General features: G+C 58.3%; 19 protein-coding genes. 11 read left to right on the top strand and 8 right to left on the bottom strand.

Annotated elements, in window-relative coordinates; all coding sequences use genetic code 11:
• The first annotated feature begins 70 nt into the window (after positions 1 to 70).
• The 6 genes from HYQ67_RS13430 (at position 71) to ygjG (ending at position 6789) form a co-directional block, all read left to right on the top strand.
• A complete protein-coding gene (locus tag HYQ67_RS13430; protein ID WP_202304180.1) occupies positions 71 to 1639 on the top strand; it encodes an ABC transporter substrate-binding protein in 1569 nt (522 codons plus the stop codon).
• 129 nt (positions 1640 to 1768) lie between these two features.
• Complete coding sequence (locus HYQ67_RS13425) at positions 1769 to 2797, top strand: ABC transporter permease (protein ID WP_202304179.1); 1029 nt, start codon at positions 1769 to 1771, stop codon at positions 2795 to 2797.
• Positions 2797 to 3630, top strand: coding sequence for an ABC transporter permease (locus HYQ67_RS13420; protein WP_202304178.1), 834 nt, complete (start codon positions 2797 to 2799; stop codon positions 3628 to 3630). Before HYQ67_RS13425 ends, HYQ67_RS13420 begins: the two co-directional genes overlap by 1 nt.
• On the top strand, positions 3623 to 4459 hold the full coding sequence (locus HYQ67_RS13415) for an ABC transporter ATP-binding protein (RefSeq protein ID WP_202304177.1): 837 nt from the start codon (positions 3623 to 3625) through the stop codon (positions 4457 to 4459). Before HYQ67_RS13420 ends, HYQ67_RS13415 begins: the two co-directional genes overlap by 8 nt.
• On the top strand, positions 4446 to 5156 hold the full coding sequence (locus HYQ67_RS13410) for an ABC transporter ATP-binding protein (protein WP_202304176.1): 711 nt from the start codon (positions 4446 to 4448) through the stop codon (positions 5154 to 5156). The genes HYQ67_RS13415 and HYQ67_RS13410 overlap by 14 nt, the downstream gene beginning before the upstream one ends.
• 235 nt (positions 5157 to 5391) lie before the next feature.
• Positions 5392 to 6789, top strand: a complete 1398-nt coding sequence (ygjG, locus tag HYQ67_RS13405; RefSeq protein WP_202304175.1) for a putrescine aminotransferase — start codon at positions 5392 to 5394, stop codon at positions 6787 to 6789.
• Between the two features lie 72 nt (positions 6790 to 6861).
• On the opposite strand, the gene lsrG is transcribed toward ygjG, so the two are convergent.
• From lsrG to lsrA, 6 genes are read right to left on the bottom strand one after another with little or no spacing between them, the layout of a single operon-like run.
• Positions 6862 to 7152: a (4S)-4-hydroxy-5-phosphonooxypentane-2,3-dione isomerase gene (gene lsrG / locus HYQ67_RS13400; protein ID WP_202304174.1), complete on the bottom strand. Its 291-nt coding sequence runs from the start codon at positions 7150 to 7152 to the stop codon at positions 6862 to 6864.
• Positions 7149 to 8039: a 3-hydroxy-5-phosphonooxypentane-2,4-dione thiolase gene (gene lsrF, locus HYQ67_RS13395; protein ID WP_202304173.1), complete on the bottom strand. Its 891-nt coding sequence runs from the start codon at positions 8037 to 8039 to the stop codon at positions 7149 to 7151. The genes lsrG and lsrF overlap by 4 nt, the downstream gene beginning before the upstream one ends.
• An 11-nt stretch (positions 8040 to 8050) precedes the next feature.
• Entirely contained in the window at positions 8051 to 9070 is a 1020-nt protein-coding gene (gene lsrB / locus HYQ67_RS13390; RefSeq protein WP_202304172.1) for an autoinducer 2 ABC transporter substrate-binding protein LsrB, read from the bottom strand.
• 1 nt (position 9071) lies between these two features.
• Complete coding sequence (gene lsrD / locus HYQ67_RS13385) at positions 9072 to 10076, bottom strand: autoinducer 2 ABC transporter permease LsrD (RefSeq protein ID WP_202304171.1); 1005 nt, start codon at positions 10074 to 10076, stop codon at positions 9072 to 9074.
• The gene (lsrC, locus tag HYQ67_RS13380; protein WP_202304170.1) at positions 10077 to 11108 is read right to left on the bottom strand and encodes an autoinducer 2 ABC transporter permease LsrC; all 1032 of its coding nucleotides are present in this window, start codon (positions 11106 to 11108) and stop codon (positions 10077 to 10079) included.
• Positions 11105 to 12604 carry an autoinducer 2 ABC transporter ATP-binding protein LsrA gene (gene lsrA, locus HYQ67_RS13375; RefSeq protein ID WP_237391240.1) on the bottom strand — a complete coding sequence of 500 codons (1500 nt, stop codon included), beginning with the start codon at positions 12602 to 12604 and terminating at the stop codon, positions 11105 to 11107. Before lsrA ends, lsrC begins: the two co-directional genes overlap by 4 nt.
• Before the next feature lie 213 nt (positions 12605 to 12817).
• Between lsrA and lsrR the strand changes: the two genes are divergently transcribed.
• Both lsrR and lsrK read left to right on the top strand, forming a co-directional pair.
• Positions 12818 to 13786 (top strand): transcriptional regulator LsrR, encoded by a 969-nt coding sequence (lsrR, locus tag HYQ67_RS13370; RefSeq protein WP_202304169.1) that lies wholly within the window; start codon positions 12818 to 12820, stop codon positions 13784 to 13786.
• Between the two features lie 40 nt (positions 13787 to 13826).
• Positions 13827 to 15401: an autoinducer-2 kinase gene (gene lsrK, locus HYQ67_RS13365; protein ID WP_202304168.1), complete on the top strand. Its 1575-nt coding sequence runs from the start codon at positions 13827 to 13829 to the stop codon at positions 15399 to 15401.
• A 312-nt stretch (positions 15402 to 15713) separates the two neighbouring features.
• On the opposite strand, the gene lptG is transcribed toward lsrK, so the two are convergent.
• Together lptG and lptF are read right to left on the bottom strand one after the other, a co-directional pair.
• The gene (gene lptG / locus HYQ67_RS13360) at positions 15714 to 16793 is read right to left on the bottom strand and encodes an LPS export ABC transporter permease LptG (protein ID WP_202304167.1); all 1080 of its coding nucleotides are present in this window, start codon (positions 16791 to 16793) and stop codon (positions 15714 to 15716) included.
• Complete coding sequence (gene lptF / locus HYQ67_RS13355) at positions 16794 to 17894, bottom strand: LPS export ABC transporter permease LptF (RefSeq protein ID WP_202304166.1); 1101 nt, start codon at positions 17892 to 17894, stop codon at positions 16794 to 16796. It lies immediately after the preceding gene.
• Between the two features lie 276 nt (positions 17895 to 18170).
• Between lptF and pepA the strand changes: the two genes are divergently transcribed.
• The 3 genes from pepA (at position 18171) to HYQ67_RS13340 (ending at position 23085) form a co-directional block, all read left to right on the top strand.
• Positions 18171 to 19682 (top strand): leucyl aminopeptidase, encoded by a 1512-nt coding sequence (gene pepA, locus HYQ67_RS13350; RefSeq protein ID WP_202304165.1) that lies wholly within the window; start codon positions 18171 to 18173, stop codon positions 19680 to 19682.
• Between the two features lie 82 nt (positions 19683 to 19764).
• Positions 19765 to 20223: a DNA polymerase III subunit chi gene (locus HYQ67_RS13345; RefSeq protein WP_202304164.1), complete on the top strand. Its 459-nt coding sequence runs from the start codon at positions 19765 to 19767 to the stop codon at positions 20221 to 20223.
• 6 nt (positions 20224 to 20229) lie between these two features.
• A complete protein-coding gene (locus tag HYQ67_RS13340) occupies positions 20230 to 23085 on the top strand; it encodes a valine--tRNA ligase (protein WP_202304163.1) in 2856 nt (951 codons plus the stop codon).
• Positions 23086 to 23263: the final 178 nt, after the last annotated feature.

The raw sequence follows: 23263 nt of genomic DNA, 5'->3' as shown, positions 1-23263 counted from the left end.
CAACTCCCCTAACGTATTCGCGTTGCAGAATAAAAAACCATAATAATTCTTCCGTTACGCAGGGTGCATCATGCAAAAAAAAGCGCTTCCGTTACTGCTGCTGGCAGCCTTGTCCGCCAGCGCCTTCGCCGCTACGCCACCGAATACCTTAGTCGTTGCCCAGGGGCTGGATGATATCGTCAGCCTCGACCCCGCCGAAGCCAACGAGCTGTCCAGCATTCAGACCGTGCCGAGCCTTTACCAGCGCCTGGTACAGGCCGACCGGGATGATCCGGCAAAGGTAAATCCCGTCCTGGCCGAAAGCTGGCAGGGCGACGCGGCCAACAAAAAACTCACTATTAAGCTGCGTCCGGATGCGAAGTTCTCTTCCGGCAATCCGCTGCGCCCGGAAGATGTGATTTTCTCTTATACCCGCGCGGTCACCCTGAACAAGTCGCCGGCGTTTATCCTCAACGTGCTTGGCTGGCAGCCGGACAACATCGCAGGCCAGCTGAAAAAAGTGGATGACCACACCCTTGAGCTGCACTGGACGGCGGACGTCAGCCCGGCGGTGGCGCTGAATATTCTCTCCACGCCAATCGCCTCCATCGTCGATGAAAAGGCCGTCGCGCCCAACGTCAAAGCCGGTGATTTTGGCAACGAGTGGCTGAAGATGCACTCCGCGGGCAGCGGCCCGTTTAAGATGCGCGTTTACCAGCCGCATCAGGCCATCGTGCTGGACGCCAACCCGACGTCCCCGGGCGATGCGCCAAAGGTTAAAAACATCATTATTAAAAACGTGCCTGACCCGGCGGCCCGCCGCCTGCTGATTCAGCAGGGTGACGCGGATATCGCCCGCGATCTGGGTGCGGATCAGACCAGCGCGCTGGAAGGTAAACCAGGCGTGAAAGTGCTGAGCATTCCCTCTGCCGAACAGAACTACATGGTGTTCAACGTGGGCAACAATGCTAACCCGCTGCTGAAGAACCCGGCGCTGTGGGAAGCGGCTCGCTACCTGGTTGACTACCAGGGCATCACCAAAGATCTGCTCAAAGGCCAGTATTTCATCCACCAGAGCTTCCTGCCGGTCGGCTTTGCCGGCGCGCTGGACAACAACCCGTTCAAATTCGATCCGGCGAAAGCAAAAGAAATCCTCGCCAAAGCGGGCATCAAAGACGCCCACTTTACGCTGGACGTGGAGAACAAAGCGCCGTTCATCACCATCGCCCAGTCCATGCAGGCGAGCTTCGCCCAGGGCGGCGTGAAGGTGGATCTGCTGCCTGCGGCGGGAAGCCAGGTCTATGCTCGCGTGCGGGCTAAGCAGCATCAGGCCGCTATCCGCCTGTGGATCCCCGACTACTTCGACGCGCACTCGAACGCCAGCGCCTTCGCGTTTAACGACGGAAAAGCAAGTACCGTGGCGGGCCTCAACGGCTGGCAGACCCCGGAGCTGAACAAGCAAACCCTGGCGGCGGTAGCCGAAGCCGACCCGGCTAAGCGTCTGGACCTGTATAAGAAAATGCAGGAAGAGCTACAGCACAGCTCGCCGTATGTGTTTGTCGATCAGGGCAAAACGCAGATTGTGGTGCGGGATAACGTGAAGGGCTACCAGCAGGGGCTGAATGCGGACATGGTTTATTACGACCGCGTGAGCAAATAAGCTGAATTAACCCTCACCCCGGCCCTCTCCCTGAAAGGGAGAGGGGGAAAAACAAACTCGATCCAGTCCCCTCGCCCCTTCGGGGAGAGGGTTAGGGTGAGGGGCAAACACAATAACCAAGAGTTTCTCATGCCCTACTTTTTAGCCCGCGGCCCGCTGCTGACCCTGTTGCAGGGCCTGTTTACCCTGGCGCTGACGCTGCTTGGCCTGCTGCTGATCGCTTTTGCGCTCTCTGCCCTGTCCCCCGTTGACCGCGTTTTGCAGATCGTGGGCGATCACGCGAGCCAGGCGACCTACGACCAGGTGCACCACCAGCTGGGTCTGGACCAGCCCCTTCCCGTACAGTTCTGGCACTACGTCACCCAGCTCCTTCACGGTGACTTAGGAACGGCCAGCGCGACCGGGCAGCCGGTATTACAGGACTTGCTTTCCGTCTTCCCCGCTACGCTTGAGCTTGCCACCCTGGCGCTGATCGTCGGCAGCGTGCTGGGGGTAATCTTTGGCGTCCTTTGCGCCCGGTTTGTCGGTTCACCGTGGGATCTGGCGGTGCGTACTTTTACGCTGCTGGGCAACTCGGTGCCGATTTTCTGGCTCGGCCTGCTGATGCTGGCGCTGTTCTACGCTCGCCTGCAGTGGAGCGCGGGGCCTGGACGGCTGGACGATATCTACCAGTACAGCGTGGAGGCAAAAACCGGCTTCGTGCTGATTGATACCTGGCTTTCCGGCGACCGCGATGCCTTCTATAACGCCATTAATCACCTTGTGCTGCCGGTGCTGCTGCTGGCCTATTACTCCCTTGCCAGCATCACCCGCCTGACGCGCACCGCCTGCCTGAGCGAGATGAACAAAGAGTACATCACCCTTGCTCGCGCCAAAGGTGCCGGGGAGATGGCAATACTGGTGCGTCACGTACTGCCCAACATCAGGGGCACGCTGTTTACGGTGATTGCGCTGGCCTATACCTCCATGCTGGAAGGGGCGGTACTCACCGAAACGGTCTTCTCCTGGCCGGGCATCGGGCGGTATCTGACCACCGCGCTGTTTGCGGGCGACACTACTGCCATTATGGGCGGCACGCTGCTGATCGGCGTGGCGTTCGTCATTATCAACAATCTGACTGACGTGCTGGTGCGTGTCACCGATCCGAGGGTGCGCTGATGCCGTCTTACCTTTTTTTGCGCCGCGTGCTGCGCTCGCCCGCCGCTCTGTGCGGCCTGATTATTATTTCTCTTCTGCTGCTGTCGGCTCTTTTCGCCCCGCTGCTCGCGCCGTTCGATCCTAACTGGCAGGATGCTGCCGCGCGCCTGCAGGCGCCGGACGCTCAGCATTGGCTGGGCACGGACAGCTACGGGCGAGACCTGCTGTCGCGCCTGCTCTACGGTTCCCGCCCCGCGCTGGGCCTGGTGCTGCTGGTGACGGCGATTACCCTGCCCGTCGGCCTGCTGATCGGTATTTTATCGGGCTATTACGGAGGCTGGCTGGAGCGGGTGCTGATGCGCTTTACCGACGTCGTGATGTCGATGCCGCGCCTGATTCTGGCCTTTGCTTTTGTGGCGATGCTAGGGCCAGGCCTGGTGAACGGCGCGCTGGCTCTGGCGCTCACCACCTGGCCTGCGTATGCACGTCAGGCACGCAGTGAAATTCAACGCCTGCGCCACAGCGACTATCTGGCCGCCGCCGAGATGATGGGCATTCGCGGCCTGCGGCTGCTGGCGGGCCATATCCTGCCGCTGTGCCTTCCTTCCGCCATCGTACGTCTGGCGCTGGATCTGGCGGGCATTATCCTCGCCGCTGCCGGTCTGGGCTTTCTGGGCCTGGGCGCAAGACCCCCGATGGCGGAATGGGGGGCGATGATCGCCGACGGCATGCAGGTGATTTTCGACCAGTGGTGGATTGCGGCAATCCCGGGCACCGCCATTCTGATTAGCAGCCTGGCGTTTAACCTGCTGGGCGATGGACTACGCGACGTGCTGGAGCCGGGACATGACTGAAAATCGTATTAAAGTGAGCGGTCTGAATATCGACTATCCAGCCGCGCGGGTGGTGAACAACCTGTCGTTTACGCTGGGCAACGAACGCCTGGCGCTGGTGGGGGAATCCGGCTCGGGCAAATCCATGACGGCCAGAGCGCTGATGGGCCTGGTGCGCAAGCCGGGCAAGGTCAGCGCCGGGCAGCTCAATGTGCTGGGCAATGATTTGCTGACGATAAAAAACCGCGGCTGGCAGCAGCTATGTGGCAACGATATCGCAATGGTTCTTCAGGATCCCCGCTACGCGCTGAACCCGGTTAAAAACGTTGCGCAGCAGATTGACGAAGCGCTAAGCCTGCATCAGAAGCTCTCTTCAGCCCAGCGGCGCGAGCGCATTCGCGAAGGTATTCACGCCGTGGGTTTGCAGGATAACGTCCTGTCCCGCTACCCGGCGGAGCTTTCCGGCGGCATGGGCCAGCGCGTGATGATTGCCATCGCGCTGGTGAATAACCCGAAGGTACTGATTGCCGATGAGCCAACGTCGGCGCTGGACGCCCGCCTGCGCAACCAGATCCTCGAGCTGCTGGTAGAGCAAAGCGAACAAAGACAGATGGCAATGCTGCTGATAAGCCACGATCTGCCGCTGGTGGCCCAGCACTGCCAGCGCGTGCTGGTGATGTATCAGGGCCAGAAGGTGGATGAGATGGCGGCTAACGCGCTGGCAACCGCCACGCATCCCTATACCCGCACGCTGTGGACCTGCCGCCCGGATGCCACCACCTACGGCACCATGCTGCCCACGCTGGATCGTAATCAGAATTTACAGGGAGAGGCCCATGGCAATCGTTGAGGTCAGCAATCTGAACGTGCAGTTCGCAGGTAAAACCGCCGTCAGTGCGGCCAGCTTTGCGATTAACGAAGGTGAGACGTTCAGCCTGATTGGCGCATCCGGCTGCGGAAAATCAACAATCTTGCGGGTACTGGCAGGCTTGCAGCGGGAATGGTCAGGAGAGGTTCGGCTTCTGGAACAAAACATCAGGCCAGGCACGCGCTTTCAGGGCGATCTGCGCCGCAACGTGCAGATGGTTTTTCAGGATCCCTACGCCTCCCTCCATCCCAACCATACAATTTACCGCACGCTTGCGGAGCCGCTGGCTATCCATCGGGAAGCGCAAATCCCCGAGCGGGTCGCAGAGGCGCTGATGCAGGTTGGCTTACCGGCAGACGCCGCGAAGCGCTATCCGCATCAGCTCTCCGGCGGCCAGCGCCAGCGCGTGGCGATTGCCCGTGCGCTGCTGCTGCGGCCAAAAATTCTGCTGCTTGATGAACCGACTTCGGCGCTGGATATGTCCGTGCAGGCGGAAATCCTCAACCTGCTTAACCGCCTGAAACAGCAGTCCGGCATGACCTATCTGCTGGTGAGCCATGACGCCGACGTCATTGCGCATATGTCCGACCGCGCGGCCTTTATGGCCGGTGGCGCTATCCAGCACGAGTACGATCGTGCGGCACTTGTTCGCGGCGAGCATAGAATGGACGCAGCTTAAGCACTATTCTGGCGCAGTTGCACCGGCACGGTGCCTGCTCCTGTTTTCGCGCTATCTTGCCCCTCCGCCCTCCAGCAGGAAAATGCGCAAAATGTAATCCCGCGTGATTAATTATTGCGCACCTCCAGTTTCGCTAAGTGGTTTATCCTGATTTCGCTCAGGGACGGCGAAGTGGCGTATTCCCTGCAATACTCAATATGTGTATCGCGTGATACGCCACTCCCAGGAGCACATTTTGAACAGGTTACCTTCCAGCGCCTCGGCCCTTGCCTGCACGGCGCACGCACTGAACATCATCGAAAAGAAGTCACTTAGTCATGAGGAGATGAAGGCGCTAAACCGAGAGGTTATCGACAGTTTCCAGCAGCATGTGAATCCTGGTTTTCTTGAGTATCGCAAGTCAGTAACCGCCGGCGGGGATTACGGAGCCGTAGAGTGGCAGGCGAGCAGTCTGAATACGCTTGTCGACACCCAGGGTAAGGAGTATCTCGATTGCCTGGGTGGGTTCGGTATTTTTAACGTGGGGCACCGTAATCCAACAGTGGTATCCGCCGTACAGCATCAGCTTGAAAAACAACCCCTGCACAGCCAGGAGCTGCTCGACCCCTTACGAGCAATGCTTGCCAAAACCCTTGCGACCCTCACCCCGGGTAAACTGAAATACAGCTTCTTTAGCAACAGCGGCACGGAATCAGTTGAAGCGGCCATTAAGCTCGCTAAGGCATACCAGTCGCCACGTGGGAAATTTACCTTTATCGCCGCCAGCGGTGCGTTTCACGGTAAATCTCTCGGCGCGCTGTCCGCCACGGCTAAATCGACCTTCCGCAAACCTTTTATGCCGCTATTACCCGGCTTCCGTCATGTCCCGTTTGGCAATATCGACGCGATGCGCACCATGCTCCACGAATGCCGCAAAACCGGTGATGATGTAGCAGCCGTTATGCTGGAACCCATCCAGGGCGAAGGCGGCGTCATACTGCCACCGGCGGGCTATCTGCCTGCGGTTCGTAAACTTTGCGATGAGTTCGGCGCGCTGCTGATCTTTGACGAAGTGCAGACCGGCATGGGCCGCACCGGCAAGATGTTCGCCTGCGAGCATGAAAACGTGCAGCCGGATATTTTATGCCTTGCCAAAGCACTCGGCGGCGGCGTCATGCCCATCGGCGCAACAGTTGCGACAGAAGAAGTTTTCTCCGTGCTGTTTGATAATCCTTTCCTGCACACCACGACCTTTGGCGGCAATCCGCTGGCCTGTGCGGCAGCCCTCGCCACCATCCATGTTTTGCTTGAGCAGAACCTTCCCGCTCAGGCACAGCAGAAGGGCCAGATGCTGGTCGATGGCTTCCAGGCTCTCGCCCGCGAGTTCCCGGATAAGGTGGTGGAAGGACGTGGACAGGGGCTGCTGATAGCCATTGAGTTCTGCGACAACGAAACGGGCTATAGCTTTGCCAGCGAAATGTTCCGCCAGCAGGTGCTGGTCGCCGGGACGCTCAACAACTCGAAGACGATTCGGGTCGAGCCACCGCTGACCATCACCCCCGAACAGTGTGAACATGTGCTGAGCTGTGCAAGACAGGCACTTATGGGACTTCGCGTTAAACAACGTGAAATGACCGAAGTGGAAGAAGAGTGATAAACCTGCGCTTATCTGACCTACGCAACAGAGTCGTAGGGTGGATAAGCGCAGCGTCATCCACCAAAAGAATTACGGCAGCAGCCCGACAAAACTCCGCTTCTTGCGCGGTTCGGACATCATGTCGTCCAGCTTCTCCACGCAGTCGAGGTAGTGCGGGGTTTTCTTGTGCGCCAGTACCGCCTCGTCGTTCTGGTAGGCCTCGTAGATAAAGAACCGCGTTGCCACCTCCGGGTCCTGCAAAACGTCGAAGCGCAGGTTACCCGGCTCTTTGATCGAGCCTTCGTGGTTGGCGCGGAACACCTCCAGAAACTCGTCTACCCGCTCGGGTTTGATATTGATTTCCACCAGCGTCACGTTCATGCCTTGTCTCCCTGATGTTTTTCATCCTGCCAGAACTGGTAAGCCTCGCGGGATGACATATTCTCGTGCACCACTTTCTTCACCGCTTTGAGCATGGCCAGCGGGGCTTCTGACTGGAAGATATTCCGCCCCATATCCACGCCGGACGCCCCCTGGTCTATCGCACGGAAGCACATCTCCAGCGCCTCCTGCTCCGGCAGCTTTTTGCCTCCGGCGATGACGATAGGTACCGGACAGCTCGCCGCCACCTTTTCAAAGCCTTCCTCAACAAAATAGGTTTTCACAAACTGCGCGCCTATTTCGGCGGCGATGCGGCTGGCGAGCGAGAAATAGCGGGCGTCGCGCGCCATCTCCTTGCCAACGCCCGTAACAGCAAGCGTGGGGATACCGTAGCGCGTCCCTTCGTCCACCAGCCTGATGATGTTGTTGATGGACTGGTGCTCATACTCGCTGCCGATATAGATCTGCGCCGCCACCGCGCAGGCGTTCAGGCGTAGCGCGTCCTCCATCGTCACCGCCACGCTTTCACGGGACAGCTCGCTCAGAATTGAATTCCCCCCTGATGCGCGCAGTACAACGGGTTTATTGGTGGCTGGTGGCACAACGCTGCGCAAAATACCCCGGGTACACATCAGCACATCGGTTTCTTCGTACAGAGGCGCGATGGATAAATCGATGCGCTCAAGGCCGGTGGTCGGCCCCTGGAAATAGCCGTGGTCGAAGGCCAGCATCACGGTGCGCCCCGTATCGGGGTTGAAGATGCGGGCCAGCCGCGACTGCATTCCCCAGTCCAGCGCGCCGCTGCCCTTCAGGTAGAAGGCTTTATTCTCCTGCGGGCGGCCAATGCCGTAATCCTTGCCTTCTCTGATATCGTCTAAATCTGCCATTAGTTCCTCCCTCAGAAGTCGTATTTGCCGATATTCTCTTTGGTGAATACCACGCGCTCCGGCAGCAGCACGATGCCGTTGCCTTTAGCTTCATACTGGTAGCCCTGCACGCTGTTTGGCTCAACTTTCAGCCTGCCGATCTTCGCCACGTCCACGCTGTCACCGACGTTAAGATCGCCCTTTTTGATCATGGTATTTGCGACGTTGACCGCAATTTCTCCCTGCTGAACGACATCCCACAGGCCGAAGGCTTTCACCGTGCCGCGCTCAACGTAAGGGCGCATGACGTTTGGCGTGCTGAAGCCAACTATCGCTACGTTGCTGCGCTTCAGGTTCTCGGCAGCCTGAGCGGCGGCAGGCAAAGCGTTGGCATCCGGCGCGATGATCGCATCCAGATCCGGGTAGGCTTTTAAGATCCCCTCGGCGGTTTGCAGGGATTTAGTGGCGTCGTTATAGCCAAACTGGGTAGTGACAATTTCCCACTGCGGATGCTCTTTGGCGATCTTCGCCTTCGCCTCTTTCACCCACTGGTTCTGGTCGGTCACCGTCGGGCTGGAGTAGAAAAATGCGACTTTAGCGGCAGGCTTAGTCACCTGTTTTTCCGCCATCTCCACCAGCATGCCGCCCAGCTGCTGCGGCGTGCCTTGGTTGATGTAGATGCTGCGGCATTCCGGTTTGGTGTCTGAATCCCACGTCAGCACTTTTACGCCGCGCTGCATGGCGCGTTTAAGGGCGGGGCACAGGCCGTCAGGCGAAACCGCCGAAACGATAATCGCGTTGTAGCCCTGGTTGACGAAGTTGTTGATGAGCTGCACCTGGCCTGAAACGCTCGGCTCGGTCGGCCCGTCGTAGGTTACCGGTACGCCCAGATCTTTCCCGGCCTGCATCGCGCCGTTGCCGCCGCTGGTGAAGAAACCTACGCCCACAAGCTTAGGGATAAAGGCAATACGATCCGCGGCCTGGGCGGTAGCGGCCCCAAACGCCAGAACCAGCGCGCTGAGCTGAAGTACGCGTTTTGCTGTCTGCTTCATATCAAACTCCCGTTAGTTTTCTGCTGCCGCGCAGGCGACGCCAGGCCGCCTGTAAGTATTCACGGTGTAGACTCACCGAACGACCAATGACCACCACAATCAGCAGCGCACCGGACAGCGCGCTCGATACCTGATTAGGGACGCCCGCCATTTGTAAACCCTGTTGCAGATACCCCACCAGCAGCGCGGCCAGTGCGGTACCCAGAATGGAACCGGAGCCGCCGTAGATATTCGCGCCGCCCAGCACCGCGGCGGTCAGCGCGGGCATCAGTAAATCGCGCCCCAGATCCGAACGCGCCGAGCCAAAGTAGGAAACCAGCACAACCGCCGCAATCGCCGACGCAAGGCCCACCATGCCGTATACGCCATACAGCGAACCGTTCACCGGCAGCGCCGCATATCTCGCCGCTCGCGGATTCTGACCAATCAGGAAGATATGGCGGCCAAAGCGGGCGCGGTGAGTTATCAGCCAGAACAACAGCGTGATGACGGCAAACATCACCAGCGGGACCGGCAGGCCGAACAGCGTGAGACTGGCGAAGTCAGTAAAGGCATCCGGGAAGCCGCCAATGCCCTCATAGCCCGTCGCCCCGGCCATGCCGGAGAGCAGCAGCGCCCCGCCGCCGTACAGATAGAGCGTGCCAAGCGTGATAACCAGCGGGCTGATGCCGGTATAGTGAATAAGCGCGGCGTTAAACAGGCCGCACAGCAGGCCAACGGCAAGGGTGAGGATCACCGCCAGGGAGATGGGCAGGCCAGCCTGTAACATCACGCCCAGAGCAATAGCGCACAGGCCAATCGTCGACCCCAGCGAGATATCAATGCCGCCGCTGATAATCACTAAGGTCAGCGGCAGCGCGACGATACCAATGCAGATGAAATCGCTGGTGCTGAACAGCAGCGTGTTGATATCCAGCATGCGCGGGTTTATCGCGCCAAACAGCAGGATCTCCGCCACCAGAATCAGCAGCAGCGCGACTTCCCAGTTGAGTTTCAGCTTGTTCATTCAGGCCACGTCCTTCTTTTTACGGGGGAAGGGTTTGACGTTTTTCGCCCCCGGCAAAGGGGGAACAAAACGGCTGTATTTCTGCGCCCGCTGATGGCGAGCCAGCGCTTGACGCAGCCGCCCGTCGAGCACCAGCACGCCGAGCAGGACCAGGCCGGCGATAAAATCATTCCACCAGGCCGGGAGCTTAAACAGCACCAGCACGGTGTCGATCTGCGTGAGGAAAAAAGCGCCCAGAAACGCGCCGATTACCGTGCCCGTTCCGCCGAGCAGGGAGATGCCGCCCAGCACGCAGGCGGCGATGGCCTTCATCTCCAGCCCGCTGCCCGTCTGGTTGGGCACAAAGCCAATCTGCGAAGCGAAGATAATCCCGGCGATAGCGGCGAGCATGCCGTTGAAGGTAAAGGCCAGAAGGCGGGTCCGGTTAACCGCCACGCCAAGCTGACGGGCAGCGGCAAGGTTATCGCCGACGGCGTAGAAATCGCGTCCAAATGCCGTTCTCGCCAGCATCCACGCCGCCACCGCCGCCAACCCAAGTACGACAAGCCCCAGCGGCGATACGCCGAACGCCAGCGGTTCTGAAAGGGATTTCAGGCTCGCGGGCAATCCTTCAATCCACTTACCGCCCGTCCACAGCAGCATCCCGCCGCGATAAAGCCCGAGCGTGCCAAGCGTGGCGACAATGGCCGGAATACGCAGCCAGACCACCAGCACGCCGTTGAAAAATCCTGCCGCTGCGCCAACCGCCAGGGCAAACAGCATCGCCACGGGAAGGCTATAGCCGCCGTTTAACGCCATACCGACCGCGATGGCGCACAGGCCTACCGTCGAGCCAACGGAGACATCGATATTGCGCGTCAGCATCACCATTGAAGCGCCGACGGCAAGCAGGATCAGGATCTGCGAGCTGGTGAAAATCATGCTCAGGGTTTGCAGGCTGAAGTAGCTATGGTTCAGCCCCACCAGTACGGCGAACAGCGCCAGAATGGCGAGCAGCGCGCTCAGCTCCCGGTTTTTTAGCAGCTTTCTCATGCGTGACCTCCGCCAAACGCCATGCTCATCATGCGATCGACACTGATGGCGGATTTGTGCAGCTCGCCGTTCATCGCCCCCTGATGCATGATCAGCACGCGGTCCGCCAGCCCGATAAACTCGTCCAGATCGCTTGAGATCATCAGCACCGCCACGTTTTGCGCCGCCACGCTTTTAATCAGCTGGTAGATATCGGCCCGCGCCGCCACGTCCACGCCGCGCGTAGGCTCATCGACGATCAGCAGTAAAGGGTTTGCTTCCAGACAGCGCGCCAGCAGGACTTTTTGCTGGTTGCCGCCGGAAAGCGTGCGTACGGTTTGCTCGGCGTTATTCAGCTTGATGCCCAGCGCGCGATGGTAGCGTTCGACGACCGCCGCTTCACGTTTGCTCTGCTGCCACAGGCTGGGTTCGTTCAGCGCGACGGTGTTCCAGCGGATCGGCGCATCGAGGAAAAGCCCGGAAACCTGGCGATCTTCTGGCAGATAGATCAGGCCGCGATCGAGACGCAACTTTGTACGATCGCCGCTGATTTCCCGGTTCTCGAGATAGATCCGCCCCCTGCGCACCGGCCTCAGGCCGTAAAGCGTCTCGGCTAGTTCGGTACGGCCCGATCCCACTAATCCGGCAAGGCCCACGATCTCCCCTGCGTACAGCTCAAAACTCAGATCGATAAAGCCTTCCCCGGTCAGCTCTTCTACCCGCATGACGGGAAAGTCCTGCGGTTCGGTGCGGCGGTTGCCCGGCAGCGCCAGCCAAAGCTTTTGCGTTTCGCTGAGCGTGTGCTGGCGGTTAAGCGGCGTCATCGCGTTGATCAGCTGCTCGTCCAGCAGCTGGGAAGTCTCGCCGTGCAGCACCACCGCCCCGTCGCGCATCACCGAAATGTGGCTGGCGAGCCTGCGGATCTCCGGCAGCTTGTGGGAGATAAAAACGATGCCGACGCCCAGATCCTGCAACGCGCGGATCTGGCGGAACAGCCGCTCGGTTTCGCCAGGCGTCAGGGAAGCCGTCGGCTCATCGAGGATCAGGATCTTCGCCTCGCGCATCAGCCCACGTAGGATCTCCACCATCTGCTGATCCGCAACTTCCAGCGTGCTGGCCGCTGCCGTCAGCGGGATCTGACATTCGAGCTGACGCATTTTTTCGAGTAGGCGTCCCTCTGAAGCGGCATGGCGGGGCAGACGAAAAAGGATATTTTCGCGCACGGTAAGGTTTGGGAAGAGCATTGGCTCCTGCGGCACCAGATAGATGCCCAGCTCATGGGCCTGCCCCGGCGTTAAGCGCGCAAACTGCCTGCTATTAATTTTCAGTTCACCGCGATCCGGCGTTTCAACGCCTGCGATTATCTTCATTAACGTCGATTTCCCCGCCCCGTTGCCGCCAAGCAATGCGTGGACCTGCCCGGCATAGAGAGCAAAATCAATGTCTTTCAGGACGCTCACGCCGGAAAACTGCTTGCTGATGCGGCGGGCTTCCAGCACGGGGGTGATATCAGGCATCTTCATTCCACAATTGAACAAAAGAGAAATCACGTTAATAATGTTCAAAAGCGTAGACGCCGATATATGTTTACAACCGGGCAGCGATCACAAATTATTTAAATAGATCGGCTAAAACGTCTGCATCACTAAATGATCTTTTTGCCGTGCGCTTCACATTTTCGCCCCCAGCAACTTCGAACATATGATCTAAATTTGAATAAGAGTTCACCTATGAGCGATAAACGAGCAGAAGAAGGACGCCTTGCCGGGCTGCCGATGGCAGAAGAGGAGCTCCTCGCCAGGGTGGCCTGGTCCTACTACCACGACGGACTGACGCAGAACGATATCGGCGAGCGGCTTGGTCTGCCGCGCCTGAAGATTTCCCGGCTGCTGGAAAAAGGCCGCCAGTGCGGGGTGATCCGCGTGCAGATCAACTCGCGCTTCGAGGGTTGCCTGGCGCTGGAAACAGAATTACAGCAGCAGTTCGGCCTGAAGATCGCCCGGGTGCTGCCCGCGCTGAACACCCCGGCGATGAATACCCGTCTGGGGATCGGTGCCGCTCAGTCGCTGATGGGCGTGCTGGAGCCGGGGCAGATGCTGGCGATCGGCTTCGGCGAGGCCACCATGAGCTGCCTGCAGCACCTGAGCGGCTTTATCGGCTCGCAGCAGATCCGCCTGGTCACGCTTTCCGGCGGCGTCGGGCCGTATATGACCGGTATCGGCCAGCTCGATGCGGCCTGTAGCGTGAGCATGATCCCCGCCCCGCTGCGCGTGTCGTCGCCGCAGGTGGCAGAAATATTAAGAATGGAGTCGAGCGTGCGGGATGTGATCCTCGCCGCGACGGCGGCTGAGGTGGCGGTTGTCGGCATCGGTGCTATCAATCAGAAGCGCGATGCCACGATTCTGCGCTCCGGTTATATCAGCGAAGGAGAGCAGCTGATGTACGCCCGCAAAGGGGCGGTGGGCGATATCCTGGGCTATTTCCTGCAGGCGGACGGCGAACTGGTGGAGGGGCTGGAAATCCACCGTGAGTTACTGGGCGTGACGCTGGATGACCTTTCTCATCTGCCGACTATCGTTGGCGTGGCGGGGGGTCAGGACAAAGCCGAAGCCGTATATGCCGCGCTGAAAGGCCGCCACATCAACGGCCTGGTGACGGAAGAAGAGACCGCGCGGGCGGTACTGGCACTGGCGGGCTGACACCGGCTCGTCGCCAGCCGCGCTCACATGAGGAATGGCGATGAGTTACCTACTTGCGTTAGACGCCGGAACGGGGAGCATCCGGGCCGTTATCTTTGATACGTCGGGCCACCAGATTGCCGTCGGCCAGGCCGAATGGAAGCACCTGAGCGTTGCCGATGTCCCCGGCTCGATGGAGTTCGACCTTGAAACGAACTGGCTGCTCGCCTGCCGCTGCATCCGGGAAGCGCTGCAAAAAGCCCATCTGCCGCCGGGGGCCATCAGCGCCCTCGCCTGCTGTTCGATGCGCGAAGGCATCGTGCTTTATGACCGCAACGGCGATCCTATCTGGGCCTGCGCCAACGTCGACGCCCGGGCCAGCCGTGAGGTCGCCGAACTCAAAGAAATTCACGACTATCAATTTGAATCCGAGGTGTATCACGTCTCCGGCCAGACGCTGGCGCTGAGCGCCATGCCGCGTCTGCTGTGGCTCGCTCACCACCGGCCGGATATCTACCGCAAAGCGGCAACCATCACCATGATCAGCGACTGGCTGGCGGCGAAGCTTTCCGGCGAGCTGGCGGTCGATCCCTCCAACGCAGGCACGACCGGGATGCTGGATTTAGCGACCCGCGACTGGCAGCCTGCGCTGCTGGATATGGCTGGCCTGCGGGCGGATATCCTTTCACCTGTGAAAGAGACCGGCAGCGTGCTCGGCGGCGTGACGCAACTGGCCGCACAGCAATGTGGCTTACTGCCGGGAACGCCGGTAGTGATGGGCGGCGGCGACGTTCAACTTGGCTGCCTGGGGCTTGGCGTAGTGCGTGCCGGGCAGACGGCGGTGCTGGGAGGAACGTTCTGGCAGCAGGTCGTCAATCTTCCGGCGATTAAGACCGATCCGGCGATGAACATCCGCGTGAACCCGCACGTCATCAGCAATATGGTGCAGGCGGAATCCATCAGCTTCTTTACCGGCCTGACGATGCGCTGGTTCCGGGACGCCTTCTGCGCCGAGGAAAAGCTGCTGGCAGAAAGGCTGGGCGTGGATACCTACGCGCTGCTTGAGGATATGGCGGCCCGCGTGCCCGCAGGCTCCCACGGCGTGATGCCGATTTTCTCTGACGCGATGCATTTTAAGCAGTGGTACCACGCCGCGCCGTCGTTTATTAACCTCTCTATCGACCCGGAAAAATGCAATAAAGCGACGCTGTTCCGCGCGCTGGAGGAGAACGCCGCGATTGTGTCGGCCTGCAATCTTGAACAGATTTCTGGCTTCTCAGGGGTGGCGTTTGAATCGCTGGTCTTTGCGGGCGGCGGCTCGAAAGGCGCGCTGTGGAGCCAGATTTTAAGCGATGTAACCGGGTTGCCGGTGCGCGTTCCTGTAGTAAAAGAAGCGACGGCGTTAGGCTGCGCGATTGCGGCGGGCGTAGGGGCCGGGCTGTTTAGCGATATGGCCGAAACCGGCGAACGGCTGGTGAAATGGCAGCTGGAGTTCACGCCGAACGTGGCGCACCGTGAGCTGTATGACGAGATGAAAAGGAAGTGGATTAAGGTCTACGCCGACCAGTTAACGCTGGTAGATAGCGGGTTGACGACGTCAATGTGGCAGGCGCCAGGCTTACAGAGACAAAAATAAAGGTGGGTGTTTTTTTCGGTGGATGGCGCTGCGCTTATCCACCCTACATCACATGCGGCATCGGACTTTATTGGTGGATGGCGTTGCACTTATCTACCCTACATCACATGCGGCATCGGACTTTATTGGTGGATGGCGTTGCGCTTATCTACCCTACACCACATGCGGCATTGGACTTTATTGGTGGATGGCGTTGCACTTATCTACCCTACATCACATGCGGCATCGGACTTTATTGGTGGATGGCGTTGCGCTTATCTACCGACTTATACCGACCCGTAGGTCGGATAAGCGCAGCGCCATCCGACACCATTAGCCGGAGCGCTTCATCATCAGCCAGAGGCTTATCAGGAAGAAGCTGGCGCTCGGCAACAGCGCGCCAAGGATTGGCGGGATGTTGTACACGAGGCTAAGCGGCCCGAAGATCTGATCGAGGACGTAGAACACAAAGCCGAAGCTGATCCCCGTCACCACTCGTACGCCCATCGGCACGCTTCGCAGCGGCCCGAAGATAAACGACAGAGCCATCAGCATCATGACCGCCACCGACACTGGCGCGAAGATTTTGCTCCACATGTTCAGCTGGTAGCGCCCCGCGTCCTGCCCGCTCGACTTCAGATACTTCACGTAATTGTGCAAACCGCTGATCGACAGCGCGTCCGGGTCCAGCGCCACCACGCCCAGTTTGTCCGGCGTGAGCTTGGTTTTCCATTCGCCGCTCAGCGTCTGGGAGCCGGTGATCTGCTTCGGATCGGTCAGGTTGGATTCATCCACCTGGGACAGACGCCAGACCTTATGTTCCATATCGTACTTCGCCGACGCGGCATAACGAACGTTCAGCAAACGACGCTCTTTGTTGAAACCGTAAATGCTGATGCCGGCCAGTTCGTTGTCGTTTTTCACCCGCTGGATGTAGACAAAGTTGTCACCATCTTTCGCCCACAGCCCTTCCTGTGTCGTCAGCAAAGAACCGCCATACATCTGCTGGGCGCGATAGTTACGGGCCATTTGCTCACCCTGCGGCGCCACCCATTCGCCAATTGCCATGGTCAGCAGCACCAGCGGAATCGCGGTTTTCATTACCGAAAGGGCTATCTGCATACGGGTAAAGCCCGACGCCTGCATGACCACCATCTCGCTGCGCTGTGCCAGCATCCCCAGTCCCAGCAGGGCGCCTAACAGCGCGGCCATCGGGAAGAAGATCTGAATATCTTTCGGCACGCTGAGGACGGTATAAACCCCGGCCCCTAAAGCAGAGTAGGAACCCTGCCCCGCTTTCTTGAGCTGGTCGACAAACTTGATGATGCCCGACAGCGACACCAGCATGAACAGCGTCATCATGATGGTGGTGAAGATGGTTTTACCGATATAACGGTCGAGTACGCCAAACATTTATGCCGCTCCTTTTTTACTGAAGCCCGCACGAAACTTGCGCATCGGCACTGTATCCCAGATGTTCAGCACCACGGCGATGGCAAAGTAGACCAGGTTCACCAGCCACATCCAGATGAACGGGTCGATTTTTCCCTTCGCGGCGTTCGACTTGAGCGACGTCTGCAACAGGAAGAAGACCAGATACAGCAGCATCGCCGGCAGCATTGACAGCACGCGGCCCTGACGAGGGTTGACCACGCTGAGCGGCACCACCATCAGCGCCATAATAAACACGGTCAGCACCAGCGTGATACGCCAGTGCAGCTCGGCGCGAGCATTTGGCTTGTCCGATTGCCACAGCGTATGCATGTCCATCTGGCTGGCATCGTCGGGGTCAAGCGCAACAGCCTGATGGCCGACAATCGCCTGGTAGTCTTTGAAGTCGGTGATGCGGAAATCACGCAGCATCGCAGTCCCTTCGAAACGCGTACCGGTATTGAGCGTCACAACCTGTGAGCCATCCGGGCGCTGGGAGAGCTGACCTGAATCGGCCACCACCACCGAAGGACGTGCGTTGCCCTTAGGACGCAGCTGGGCGAGGAACACGTCCTGAAAAGTGGAGCCTGCTACGCTTTCGATAAACAGCACCGAGTTGCCGTCCGTCGCCTGCTGGAACTGGCCCTGAGCCAGCGCCGCCATGCCAGGGTTAGCTTTCGCTTCTGCGAGAACTTCATCCTGATGCAAAGAGGACCAGGGGCCGACCCACATGACGTTGACCGCCGCAACCACACCGGTAAAGAGTGCGAGGATCATCGCGGCTTTGACCAGTACGGCTTTACTCAGACCACAGGCATGCATTACCGTGATTTCGCTTTCGGTGTAGAGTTTACCGAGCGTCATCAATAGCCCTAAAAACAGGCTCAGAGGCAGGATCAGCTGCGCCATTTCAGGCACACCCAAACCTAATAAGGAAAGAACGAGATTTGTCGGGATATCGCCGTCAACGGCCGCACCGAGGATCCTGACCAGCTTCTGACAAAAGAAGATCAGCAGCAGGATAAAGAGGATCGCAAGTTGGCTCTTGAGCGTCTCCCGAACCAGATATCTTATGATAATCACATTAAGTACGCCTGTGAAAACGAGTCTTTTTGCAGGAAAATCGCTTGTTTCATCGCTTATACGTCATTTATTCTCTTGAGTCGTCGAAAACATCGCTAAGATTAAACAGCCTGGCGATATGATGCCACAGGATGTTTTAACTGACGTTGCCGAAACCGTACAAAAACATTCGTTAAGATTAACACGAAGTCATCGCAATAGCGGATCTGTGTTACGAGAGCTTGCAATTCTAGCTGTAGCCACCGCCGTTGTCTTTAAGATTCAGGAGCGTAGTGCATGGAGTTCAGTGTAAAAAGCGGTAGCCCAGAGAAACAGCGCAGTGCCTGCATCGTTGTGGGTGTCTTTGAACCGCGTCGCCTGTCCCCGGTCGCCGAACAACTCGATAAAATCAGCGATGGCTACATCAGCGCCCTGTTGCGCCGTGGTGAGCTTGAGGGAAAAGCAGGCCAGACTTTATTGCTTCACCACGTTCCGAACGTGCTCTCAGAGCGTATTCTGCTCATCGGATGTGGTAAAGAACGTGAGCTGGATGAACGTCAGTATAAGCAAGTTATCCAGAAAACTATCAATACCCTGAACGATACCGGCTCGATGGAAGCGGTTTGCTTCCTGACGGAGCTGCACGTTAAGGGCCGTAACACTTACTGGAAAGTGCGCCAGGCGGTAGAAACGGCGAAAGAGTCGCTTTATAGCTTCGATCAGCTGAAAACTAACAAAAGTGAACCGCGTCGTCCGCTGCGTAAAATGGTCTTCAACGTGCCAACTCGCCGTGAGCTGACCAGCGGCGAGCGTGCCATCCAGCACGGCCTGGCTATCGCTTCAGGCATCAAAGCAGCCAAAGACCTTGGCAATATGCCGCCAAACATCTGTAACGCGGCTTACCTCGCCTCTCAGGCGCGCCAGCTGGCGGACTCTTTCAGCAAAAACGTTGTCACACGCGTGATTGGCGAACAGCAGATGAAAGAGCTGGGCATGCACTCCTACCTTGCGGTGGGTGACGGCTCGCAGAATGAATCACTGATGTCGGTGATTGAATACAAAGGTAATCATTCACCGGATGCCCGCCCGATTGTGCTGGTTGGCAAAGGGCTGACGTTCGACTCCGGCGGCATCTCCATCAAGCCTGCCGAAGGCATGGACGAGATGAAATACGACATGTGCGGTGCGGCGTCCGTGTACGGCGTGATGCGCATGGTTGCAGAGCTGAACCTGCCGATTAACGTCATCGGCGTGCTGGCGGGCTGTGAAAACATGCCTGGCGGCCGCGCTTATCGTCCGGGCGACGTGCTGACAACCATGTCCGGCCAGACCGTGGAAGTGCTGAACACCGATGCGGAAGGCCGTCTGGTACTGTGCGACGTGCTGACCTACGTTGAGCGCTTCGAACCGGAAGTGGTTATCGACGTGGCGACGCTGACCGGTGCCTGTGTGATTGCCCTGGGCCATCACATCACCGGTTTGATGTCCAACCACAACCCGCTGGCTCATGAGCTAATCAGCGCATCCGAACAGGCGGGCGACCGCGCATGGCGTTTGCCGATTGCCGATGAGTTCCAGGATCAGCTGGACTCCAACTTTGCCGATATGGCGAACATCGGTGGCCGCCCGGGCGGGGCGATTACCGCCGCGTGCTTCCTGTCCCGCTTTACCCGTAAGTACAACTGGGCGCACCTGGATATCGCAGGCACAGCCTGGCGTTCTGGTAAAGCCAAAGGGGCGACTGGCCGTCCGGTGGCGCTGCTTTCGCAGTTCCTGTTGAACCGTTCCGGGTTTAACGGCGAAGAGTAAGCGATAATTTTGTAGAGAAAATGGTGGATGACGCTTTGCTTATCCACCCTACGAAACGGCTAAATCGAAAGATGCGAGTAAAATGAAAAACGCGACGTTCTACCTGCTGGATAACGACACCCATCTTGATGGGCTAAATGCTGTCGAGCAGCTGGTGTGTGAACTTGCGGCAGAATGTTTTCGGGCAGGTAAGCGCCTGCTGATTGCCTGTGTAGATGAAGAGCAGGCCATCCGCCTGGACGAAGCGCTCTGGCAGCGCGATGCCAGCGCCTTTGTGCCCCATAACCTCGCCGGCGAAGGCCCGCGTTATGGCGCTCCGGTTGAGCTTGCCTGGCCCGCACGACGCGGCAGCTCATCTCGCGATATACTGATAAGCCTGTTGCCACAGTTCGCAGATTTTGCCACCGCTTTCCATGAAGTGATAGACTTCGTCCCTTACGAAGACACTCAAAAACAATTGGCCCGTGAACGCTATAAAGCGTATCGCGTCGCTGGTTTCCACTTGACTACGGCGACTCATACCCCGCCGGGAACGACATAGCAGACAATGGAAAAGACATATAACCCGCAAGATATCGAACAGCCGCTTTACGAGCATTGGGAAGAGCAGGGCTACTTCAAGCCAAATGGCGATACCAGCCAGGAAAGCTTCTGCATCATGATCCCACCGCCGAACGTCACCGGCAGCTTGCATATGGGTCACGCCTTCCAGCAGACGATCATGGACACCATGATCCGCTACCAGCGCATGCAGGGGAAAAACACCCTGTGGCAGGCGGGGACTGACCACGCCGGCATCGCGACCCAGATGGTCGTCGAGCGCAAAATTGCCGCCGAAGAGGGGAAAACCCGCCACGATTATGGTCGCGACGCCTTTATCGATAAAATCTGGCAGTGGAAGGCAGAGTCTGGTGGCACCATCACCCGTCAGATGCGTCGTCTTGGCAACTCCGTAGACTGGGAGCGTGAGCGCTTCACCATGGACGATGGCCTGTCCAACGCGGTGAAAGAAGTGTTCGTCCGCCTGTACAAAGAAGACCTGATTTATCGCGGCAAGCGCCTGGTAAACTGGGACCCGAAACTGCGCACCGCCATTTCCGACCTGGAAGTTGAAAACCGCGAGTCTAAAGGGTCCATGTGGCACCTGCGTTATCCGCTGGCCGACGGCGCGAAAACCGCCGAAGGTAAAGATTACCTTGTCGTGGCAACAACCCGTCCGGAAACCGTGCTGGGCGATACCGGCGTGGCCGTAAACCCGGAAGATCCGCGTTATAAAGATCTTATCGGTAAGTTCCTGGTGCTGCCGCTGGTTAACCGCCGCATTCCAATCGTTGGCGACGAACACGCCGACATGGAAAAAGGCACCGGCTGCGTGAAGATCACGCCTGCGCACGACTTTAACGACTACGAAGTTGGCCGCCGCCACGCCCTGCCAATGATCAACATTCTGACCTTCGACGGCGATATCCGTGAAGCGGCGGAAGTGTTCGATACCAACGGCGAAGAATCTACCGTTTACAGCAGCGATATCCCGGCTGAGTTCCAGAAACTGGAGCGCTTTGCCGCGCGTAAAGCCGTCGTCGCGAAATTTGACGAAATGGGCCTGCTCGACGAAATCAAACCGCACGACCTGACCGTACCGTACGGCGACCGTGGCGGCGTGGTTATCGAACCAATGCTCACCGACCAGTGGTACGTGCGCACTGCCCCGCTGGCAAAAGTTGCCGTTGAAGCGGTAGAGCAAGGCGACATCCAGTTCGTGCCGAAGCAGTACGAAAACATGTACTTCTCCTGGATGCGCGATATTCAGGACTGGTGTATCTCCCGTCAGCTGTGGTGGGGTCACCGCATCCCGGCCTGGTACGATGCCGAAGGCAACGTCTACGTGGGCCGCAACGAAGCGGAAGTGCGTGCTGAAAACAACCTGGGTACAGACGTTGCGCTGAACCAGGACGAAGACGTGCTGGATACCTGGTTCTCATCCGGCCTGTGGACGTTCTCCACTCTCGGCTGGCCAGAGAACACCGAAGCGCTGCGCACCTTCCATCCGACCAGCGTGATGGTCAGCGGCTTCGACATTATCTTCTTCTGGATTGCCCGCATGATCATGCTGACCATGCACTTCATCAAAGATGAAGACGGCAAGCCGCAGGTGCCGTTTAAAACTGTCTACATGACCGGCCTTATCCGCGACGACGAAGGGCAAAAGATGTCCAAGTCCAAGGGTAACGTTATCGATCCGCTGGATATGGTTGACGGCATCTCCCTGGAAGACCTGCTCGAGAAGCGTACCGGCAACATGATGCAGCCGCAGCTGGCGGAGAAAATCCGCAAGCGCACCGAGAAGCAGTTCCCGAACGGCATCGAGCCGCACGGCACCGATGCCCTGCGCTTTACCCTGGCGGCGCTGGCCTCAACCGGTCGCGACATCAACTGGGACATGAAGCGTCTGGAAGGTTACCGTAACTTCTGTAACAAGCTGTGGAACGCCAGCCGCTTCGTGATGATGAACACTGAAGATCAGGACTGCGGTTTCAACGGCGGCGAGATGGTTCTGTCGCTGGCGGATCGCTGGATCCTGGCCGAGTTCAACCGCACGGTGAAGGCATATCGCGAAGCGCTTGATACCTATCGCTTTGATATCGCGGCTAACATCCTGTACGAATTCACCTGGAACCAGTTCTGCGACTGGTATCTGGAGCTGACCAAGCCGGTGATGAACAGCGGAACAGAGGCCGAGCTGCGCGGCACGCGTAATACGTTGATTAACGTGCTGGAAGGTCTGCTGCGTCTCGCGCATCCGATTATTCCTTTCATCACCGAGACCATCTGGCAGCGCGTGAAAACGTTCAAAGGCATCACTGACGATACCATCATGCTGCAACCGTTCCCGGCGTATAACAGCGCGCAGGACGATGAAGCTGCGTTCTCTGATACCGAATGGCTGAAAGACGTGATCACCGCGGTGCGTAACATCCGTGCCGAAATGAACATCGCGCCGAGCAAGCGTCTGGACGTGCTGCTGCGCGGCTGCAACGAAGAGGCGATCCGTCGCGTAACCGACAACCGCACCTTCCTGCAGAACCTGGCCCGCCTGGAAAGCATCACCATTCTGCCGGTGGATGACAAAGGTCCGGTTTCCGTGACCAAAATCATCGACGGTGCAGAGCTGCTGATCCCAATGGCAGGCCTGGTAGACAAAGCCGCCGAGATTGAACGTCTGGCCAAAGAAGTCGCTAAGATCGAAATTGAGATTGGCAAAATCGAAGGCAAGCTCTCAAACGAAGGCTTTGTGGCGCGTGCGCCAGCGGATGTGGTCGCAAAAGAGCGCGAGCGTCTGGCAGGCTTCGCCGATGCCAAAGCTAAGCTTATCGAGCAGCAGGCTGTTATTGCCGCGCTGTAACCGCTAAGTTGAAAAGCGAAGGCCGGGAAATTTCCCGGCCTTATATTGCTGACAAAGAAGGAAAAAACGTGGTTTTTCCTTCTTTGTGTTAAGCAGGCGAAAATCAATAAATTGATTTTCCTTGTTATTTATTCGGTGAGATCTTTGCGAAACTCATTCGCTTTAGGTTTGTCATCCG

Source organism: Dryocola clanedunensis subsp. sulfonylureivorans (assembly GCF_016756775.1).
GTDB lineage: Bacteria > Pseudomonadota > Gammaproteobacteria > Enterobacterales > Enterobacteriaceae > Dryocola > Dryocola clanedunensis.
The sequence above is the reverse complement of the archived record's forward strand: the minus strand, read 5'-3'. Positions and strand labels throughout refer to the sequence as shown.